Source organism: Dietzia sp. CW19, assembly GCF_014145265.1.
In the GTDB taxonomy this organism is placed as follows: domain Bacteria; phylum Actinomycetota; class Actinomycetes; order Mycobacteriales; family Mycobacteriaceae; genus Dietzia; species Dietzia natronolimnaea.
Window position 1 is genome coordinate 1 of record NZ_JAALEE010000247.1, and the last position, 7519, is coordinate 7519.

Annotated in this window: 4 protein-coding genes; 2 read left to right on the top strand and 2 right to left on the bottom strand. The window is 69.9% G+C overall.

What is annotated here, in order from left to right; genetic code table 11:
- On the top strand, window positions 1-615 hold a 615-nt coding region (locus G6021_RS08080; RefSeq protein WP_182641030.1), incomplete at its 5' end, for an NRDE family protein.
- 69 nt (window positions 616-684) lie between these two features.
- Here the strand turns inward: G6021_RS08080 and G6021_RS08085 are convergent.
- Together G6021_RS08085 and G6021_RS08090 are read right to left on the bottom strand one after the other, a co-directional pair.
- On the bottom strand, window positions 685-1755 hold the full coding sequence (locus G6021_RS08085) for a 2-oxoacid:ferredoxin oxidoreductase subunit beta (RefSeq protein ID WP_182615896.1): 1071 nt from the start codon (window positions 1753-1755) through the stop codon (window positions 685-687).
- Between the two features lie 24 nt (window positions 1756-1779).
- Window positions 1780-3780: a 2-oxoacid:acceptor oxidoreductase subunit alpha gene (locus G6021_RS08090; RefSeq protein ID WP_179524438.1), complete on the bottom strand. Its 2001-nt coding sequence runs from the start codon at window positions 3778-3780 to the stop codon at window positions 1780-1782.
- A gap of 615 nt (window positions 3781-4395) precedes the next feature.
- On the opposite strand from G6021_RS08090, the gene topA reads away from it, so the two are divergent.
- Entirely contained in the window at window positions 4396-7401 is a 3006-nt protein-coding gene (gene topA, locus G6021_RS08095) for a type I DNA topoisomerase (RefSeq protein WP_182615894.1), read from the top strand.
- Window positions 7402-7519: the final 118 nt, after the last annotated feature.

Consider the following 7519-nt stretch of genomic DNA (forward strand, 5'->3'; position numbering starts at 1 on the left):
TGGCTCTCGCTGGCCGCCGGGGCGCGGTTGGCGGCGGTCACCAACGTCCGGGAGGGCGGCCCCGAGCGCCCGGCGGCAGCATCCCGGGGTGAGCTTCCGGTCGACGCGCTCACCGGACCGGTCCCCGTGACCGGGTTCGCCCAGCACGTCGTCGACGATCTGGGCAGGTACGGGCCGGTCAACCTCCTGGCCGGCGACCTCGACGAGATGTGGTGGGCCTCCAACCGGTCAGGTCGGGGGCCCATGCGGTTGGGCACCGGGGTCCACGGCTTGTCCAACGCGGCACCCGACACCCCGTGGCCCAAGGTCGTCGGCGCGGTCGCGCAGGTGCGAACCCTCCTGGGCACCGAGGCGATCTCCGGTCAGGACTGGTCGGGCCCGCTACTCGACCTGCTCGCCGATCGCCGCAAGGCGCCGATCCGGCACCTGCCGCGGACGGGGGTCCCGCTCTGGCACGAGTGGCGCCTGTCGTCGCGGTTCGTCCGGATCGGCCGGTGGTACGGGACCCGGTCGACGACGGCGCTGCGGATCGACGAGCACGGTACCGCCGACGTGGTCGAGCGCACCTGGGACGCCCGGGGACGCGTCGCGGGGACGGTCACCGCCCGGCTCTGAATGCAGATCCGCGCGGTGACCGCCCCCGGGGCGGTCTCGCCGGTGTGGCCGTCCGGCCAGCGTGTCCGACTATCCGACGGTCCAGGTGTTGCTGCCGTCGAGCAGGGACTGCAGGTCCGCCGGTGCGGTCTCCTTGGCGGCGGCGACCTGGGCGCGGGCCTGGTCGTCGTAGGTCTCGCGGTGCACCTGCCGGATGATGCCGGTGACGGTGTACTCGAGGTCCTGGCTGGACAGGTTCGCCAGCGCGTGCGCGTAAGAGGGGTCCTCGGCGTGGGCGTCGTGGACGATGATGTCGGCCTCGTCGACCTCGGCGGTCGCCGCGACCTTCAGCGAGAAACCGGAGCGGACCACGCAGTGCTGACCGTCGTCGCCGAAGATGATCTTCTCGCCGTGGCGGACCGCGATGAGGTGGTCGCCCGCGTCCTCCTTGCGCAGCAGGTCGAACGAGCCGTCGTTGAAGATCGGGCAGTCCTGCAGGATCTCCACGAAGCTGGTGCCGCGGTGGCGGGCGGCGGCCTCGAGGACCTCGGTCAGACCCTTGCGATCCGAGTCCAGGGCGCGGGCCACGAAGCTCGCCTGGGCGCCGAGCACCAGCGACAGCGGGTTGAACGGGTGGTCCAGCGACCCCATGGGGCTGGACTTGGTGACCTTGCCCGGCTCCGAGGTGGGCGAGTACTGGCCCTTGGTCAGCCCGTAGATCCGGTTGTTGAACATCAGGATGTTGAGGTTGACGTTGCGGCGGAGGGTGTGGATGAGGTGGTTGCCGCCGATCGACATGGCGTCGCCGTCACCGGTGACCACCCACACCGACTGGTCCGGGCGGGCGGTGGCCAGCCCGGTGGCGATCGCCGGGGCGCGCCCGTGGATCGAGTGCATCCCGTAGGTCTCGAGGTAGTACGGGAAGCGGCTCGAGCAGCCGATTCCGGAGATGAACGTGATGTTCTCGCGCTTGAGACCGAGCTTGGGCAGCAGGGCGCGGATGGTGGCCAGGATGACGTAGTCGCCACAGCCGGGGCACCAACGCACCTCCTGGTCGGAGGTGTAGTCCTTGGGCTTCTGCGGCGCATCGCTCTTGGGTACGGAGGCCAACGCGTCCAGGGGCAGCGGGCTGCCCACGAGTCCGGGTTCGGTGGTGGTCATGGAAATCCTCTCCTCGCTCGCGGGTCAGCGGGTTCGGTTGGCGGTGGTGGTGCCGGTGGCGGTGTGGCCGATCCGCCGGTTGCGCGCAGCGGGCTCGCCGGTCGTGGTGATGACCCCGTCGAGCGCCAGACGGTACTTGTCGTGCTCGGTGTGGGTGAGTCGCCCGGCGAACTCCGCCTCGATGGCGGTCTGCAGCTCCTCGGCCGAGAACGCCATGCCGTGCACCTTGGTGATGGGCTGGATCTGAGCCGGGAAACGGGCCTTGAGCAGCATGGCGAGCTGTCCCAGGTTCATCTCCGGAACGAGCACCCGGTGGTACTTGGCGAGCACCTCGCCGATATTGTCCGGGAGCGGGTTGAGGTGGCGGACATGCGCGCGGGCCACGCGGTGGCCGTTGGCGCGGGCGCGGCGGACCGCCTCCCCGATGGGGCCGTAGGACGATCCCCAGCCCACCACCAGGACGTCGGCCTCGCCGGACGGGTCATCGACCTCGAGGTCGGGCACGTCGATGAGCGCGATCCGCAGGGCCCGGGTCCGGGTCATGAGATCGTGGTTCTCCGCGGTGTACGAGATGTTGCCGGTGCCGTTGGCCTTCTCCAGCCCGCCGATGCGGTGCTCGAGACCGGGCTCACCCGGGACCGCCCAGTCGCGGGCCAGCGTCTCGGGGTCACGGGCGTAGGGGAGGTAGTCCCCGGCGGCCTCGGTCTCTCCGTCGGCGCCGGTCGCGGGCGCGGTGGCGAGGTTCTTGTCGATCGCCGGCAGGTCGGCCACGTCCGGCAGGAGCCACGGCTCGGAGCCGTTGGCGATCGCGCCGTCGGACAGCACGATGACGGGGGTGCGGTAGGTGACCGCGATCCGCGCCGCCTCACGGGCGATCTCGAAGCAGTCCGAGGGCGACTGCGGGGCGATCACCGCGACGGGCGACTCTCCGTTGCGCCCGAACAGCGCCTGCAGAAGGTCCGACTGCTCGGTCTTGGTGGGCAGCCCGGTCGAGGGGCCGCCGCGCTGGACGTCGATGATCACCAGCGGCAGCTCGGTCATGACGGCCAGGCCGATGGCCTCGGACTTGAGAGCGAGGCCGGGGCCGGAGGTCGAGGTGACGCCCAGCGCCCCGCCGTAGGAGGCGCCGAGGGCGGCGCCGATGCCGGCGATCTCGTCCTCCGCCTGGAAGGTGGTCACGTCGAACTGCTTGAGCTTGCTCAACTCGTGCAGGATGTCCGAGGCGGGCGTGATGGGGTAGGTGCCCAGGAACACGGGCATGTCCGCCGACCTGCCCGCGGTGACCAGGCCGTAGGCCATCGCCGTGTTGCCGGTGATCTGGCGGTAGCGACCCTTCGGCAGCTGGGCCGGCATGATCTCGTACTCCGAGGCGAAGGCCTCGGTGGTCTCGCCGTAGTTCCAGCCCGCGTGCAGGGCCAGGACGTTGGCCTCGAGGATGGCGGGCTTCTTGCCGAACTTGCTGCCCAGGAACTTCTCGATCGAGTCGACCGTGCGCCCGTACATCCAGGTCAGCAAGCCCAGCGCGAACATGTTCTTGCAGCGCTCGGCGTCCTTCTTGCCGATGTCCACGGACTCGACGGCGCCGATGGTCAGCGTGCCCATGGCCACCTCGTGCACCTGGAACGCCTCGAAGGCCGGGGAGCCGAGGGGGTTGGACTCGTACCCCACCTTGGTGAGGTTGCGCTTGGTGAACTCGTCCGAGTTGACGATGAGGATGCCGCCGGAGGGCAGGTCGTCGATGTTGGCCTTGAGCGCGGCCGGGTTCATCGCCACCAGCACGTCGGGGCGGTCCCCGGCGGTGAGGATGTCGTAGTCCGCGATCTGGATCTGGAAGCTCGACACCCCGTGGATCGTGCCCTGGGGGGCCCGGATCTCGGCCGGGTAGTTGGGCTGGGTCGCCAGGTCGTTCCCGAAGGCCGCGGCCTCCGAGGTGAACTGGTCACCGGCGAGCTGCATGCCGTCACCCGAGTCGCCCGCGATGCGGATGACCACCTTGTCCAGCTTGGTCTTGGACACATTGCCCACCGCTGCTGACCTCCGTTGCGTCTGAGATGATCGGGGCTGGTCGTGACTCCCGTACGGCCACCGACGGTACGCCGGTTCCGGCGCGACCCGTGGCCGCGGCGGAATTGGAAAACGGTAACACGTTCCAGTTAGGCGTAGTGCCCCCTCGTCATCACCATAGACCGGTCTGTCTATCCGTGCCAATCGGCGGGAGTGCGCGCGGCCCCCGGGCGAGGTGTCCGGGGGCGTGCGAGCCCGATGACCTCGATGACCGGAGACGCCGGCGACGGCGACGGCCACGGCGACGACCACGACCACGACGACGACGACGAGGCGGCCCGGTGCGAACGGAGACATATATATAGGGATGCGTCCGCGCACCGATCCCCACCGGGTCGCCGATCTCTCACCGTCACCAGGGCACCTCGGCCCACCTCCGCATGGGGGAGGAGAGGGCGGAGCACCGGCGCCCGTCCACGGCCTCGGGGGTGGAACCGCGGCGGAACGCGACTCTCGGGGAGCGCCCCTGGCCTGGTATGAATTCTCATAGACAGGCCCCGGCACGCGTACCGTATCCGGGACCGGAGTTCGGCGACACACGTCGCCGACGGATCAGCGCAGGTTGGGAGCAGTTCAGTGGCGAGCAAGCAGACAGCATCGGGCGGAAAGCGGAGCCTGGTGATCGTCGAGTCCGCCACCAAGGCCCGCAAGATCCAGCCCTACCTGGGGTCCGACTACGTGGTCGAGGCGTCGGTCGGCCACATCCGTGACCTGCCCAAGGGCGCCGCCGACATCCCGGCCAAGTACAAGAAGGAGCCGTGGGCGCGGCTCGGCGTGAACCCGGAGGACAACTTCGAGCCGATCTACGTGGTGAGCGCGGACAAGAAGAAGAAGGTCGCCGAGCTCAAGAAGGAACTGGCCGGCGTGGACCAGCTCCTCCTGGCCACCGACCCCGACCGCGAGGGCGAGGCGATCGCCTGGCACCTGCTCGAGGTGCTCAAGCCCAAGGTCCCGGTCAAGCGCATGGTGTTCCACGAGATCACCAAGCCCGCGATCCTCGCCGCCGCAGAGAACACGCGCGAGCTGGACACCGACCTGGTCGACGCCCAGGAGACCCGCCGGATCCTCGACCGTCTCTACGGATACGAGGTCTCCCCGGTCCTGTGGAAGAAGGTCATGCCGCGGCTCTCCGCGGGCCGCGTGCAGTCCGTGGCCACCCGCGTGATCGTCGAGCGCGAGCGGGAGCGCATGGCGTTCGTCGCCGCCGACTACTGGGACATCACCGCGACCCTGACGACGCAGCAGGCCACCGGCGGGGACGCGGGGGAGCCGCGCAGCTTCACGGCCCGCCTCGCCGCGGTGGACGGTGCCCGGGTCGCCCAGGGCCGCGACTTCGGCCAGAACGGCCGCCTCAAGACCACCGGCGCGGCCAAGGACGCGGTGGTGCTCGAGGAGGCCGCGGCCCGTGCGTTGTCGGACGCCCTCGACGGTGCCGACTTCGTGGTCGATTCCGTGGAGTCCAAGCCGTACACCCGGCGTCCCTACGCGCCGTTCATGACCTCGACGCTGCAACAGGAGGCCGGCCGCAAGCTGCGCTACACCTCCGAACGCACCATGCGCATCGCCCAGCGGTTGTACGAGAACGGCTACATCACCTACATGCGTACCGACTCCACGACGCTGTCCGAGGGCGGCATGTCGGCCGCGCGTGCGCAGGCCACGGAGTTGTACGGCAGCGAGTACGTCTCGCCCACCCCGCGTCAGTACACCCGCAAGGTCAAGAACTCCCAGGAGGCGCACGAGGCCATCCGCCCGGCCGGGGAGTCCTTCGCGACGCCCGGTCAGCTGCACAGCGCGCTGGATGCCGAGGAGTACCGCCTGTACGAGCTCATCTGGCAGCGCACGGTCGCCTCCCAGATGGCCGACGCCAAGGGCACGTCGGTGAGCATCCGGATCACGGGCGCCGCGGGCGAGAACCCGTCCGGGTACAGCCGGGCCACCTTCGCGGCCTCGGGCCGCACCATCACGTTCCCCGGCTTCCTCAAGGCGTACGTCGAGGCCGCCGAGGAGTCCACCGAGTCGTCCGACAAGCCCATGGCGGACGACGCCGAGCGGCGGTTGCCCCGGCTCAGCGAGGGGCAGGCGCTCACGGGTTCGGATCTGTCCGCCGACGGCCACACCACCAGCCCGCCGGCCCGCTACACCGAGGCGAGCCTGGTCAAGGTCATGGAGGAGATGGGGATCGGCCGCCCCTCCACCTACGCCAGCATCATCCGCACCATCCAGGACCGTGGGTACGTGTATTCGCGGGGCAACGCCCTCGTGCCCAGCTGGGTGGCGTTCGCCGTGATCGGTCTGCTCGAGCAGAACTTCGGTCGACTGGTGGACTACGACTTCACCTCGCTCATGGAGGACGAGCTCGACGAGATCGCCGAGGGGCGCGAGAACCGCGACGACTGGCTGCGTCGCTTCTATTTCGGTGACCCCGACGGCGCCGGGTCGGCCGGGGACGGGGATCACGCGGTCGGGCTCAAGAACCTCATCGACGTGAACCTCGAGGCCATCGATGCCCGCAGCATCAACTCCATCCGGGTCTTCGACGACTCCGAGGGACGACCGGTCCACGTCCGTGTCGGGCGCTACGGTCCGTACCTCGAGCGCATGGTCGCGGGGGAGGGCGGCGAGCAGGAGTCGCAGCGCGCCAACCTGCCGGAGGGGATGAGCCCCGACGAGCTCACGCTCGAGGTGGCCGAGAAACTCTTCGCCACCCCGCAGGACGGGCGTCCGCTGGGCGTGGATCCCGAGACCGGTCACGAGATCGTGGTCAAGGACGGCCGATTCGGCCCCTACGTCACCGAGAAGCTGCCCGAGCCCACCGACGCGGAGAAGGCGCAGTGGGCCAGGAAGGTGCTCGCCGACGCCGAGGCGGAGAAGAAGCGGATCGACGCCGAGCGCGACGCCGCGATGGCGGCCGCGAAGGATGACGAGGCCAAGGCGGAGGCCAAGAAGGCCGCGACCAAGGCCAAGTCCGCCGTGACCCGCAAGGCCAAGAAGGAGTCCGACAACCCCACCGGCCCCAAGCCGCGGACAGGGTCGCTCATGCAGTCGATGGAGCCGGCCACGGTCACGCTCGAGCAGGCACTCAAGCTGCTGTCGCTGCCGCGGGTGCTGGGCGTCGACCCCACGAGTGGTGAGGAGATCACCGCGCAACTCGGCCGATACGGTCCCTACCTGCGGAAGGGCACCGATTCGCGGACCCTGGACACCGAGGACGCCGTCTTCACCATCACGCTCGAGGAGGCTCTGAAGATCTACTCCGAGCCCAAGCGTCGGGGCCGGCAGGCCGCCGCACCCAAGGCGCTGCGCGAGATGGGGGTCGACGAGGTCTCCGGCAAGCAGATGCTGGTCAAGGACGGGCGTTTCGGGCCGTATGTGACCGACGGGGAGTCGAACGCGTCCCTGCGCAAGGGCGACACCGTGGAGACGCTCACCGACGCGCGCGCCTCGGAACTGCTGTCCGAGCGGCGTGCCAAGTCCCCGCCGAAGAAGGCCCCGCCGAAGAAGGCCGCGGCGAAGAAGGCCCCGGCCCGGAAGTCTCCGGCCAAGAAGTCGCCGGCCAAGAAGGCCACCGCGGGGCGCTGACCCGACCGCGGACACCCTCCCCGCGGTTGGCGGACACCTCCTCCGCGCTGGCGGACAGGATCGGTGCTCACGGGCCCTCAGGACGCGGAATTCGTCCGCCAACGGCGCGGAGGCGTCC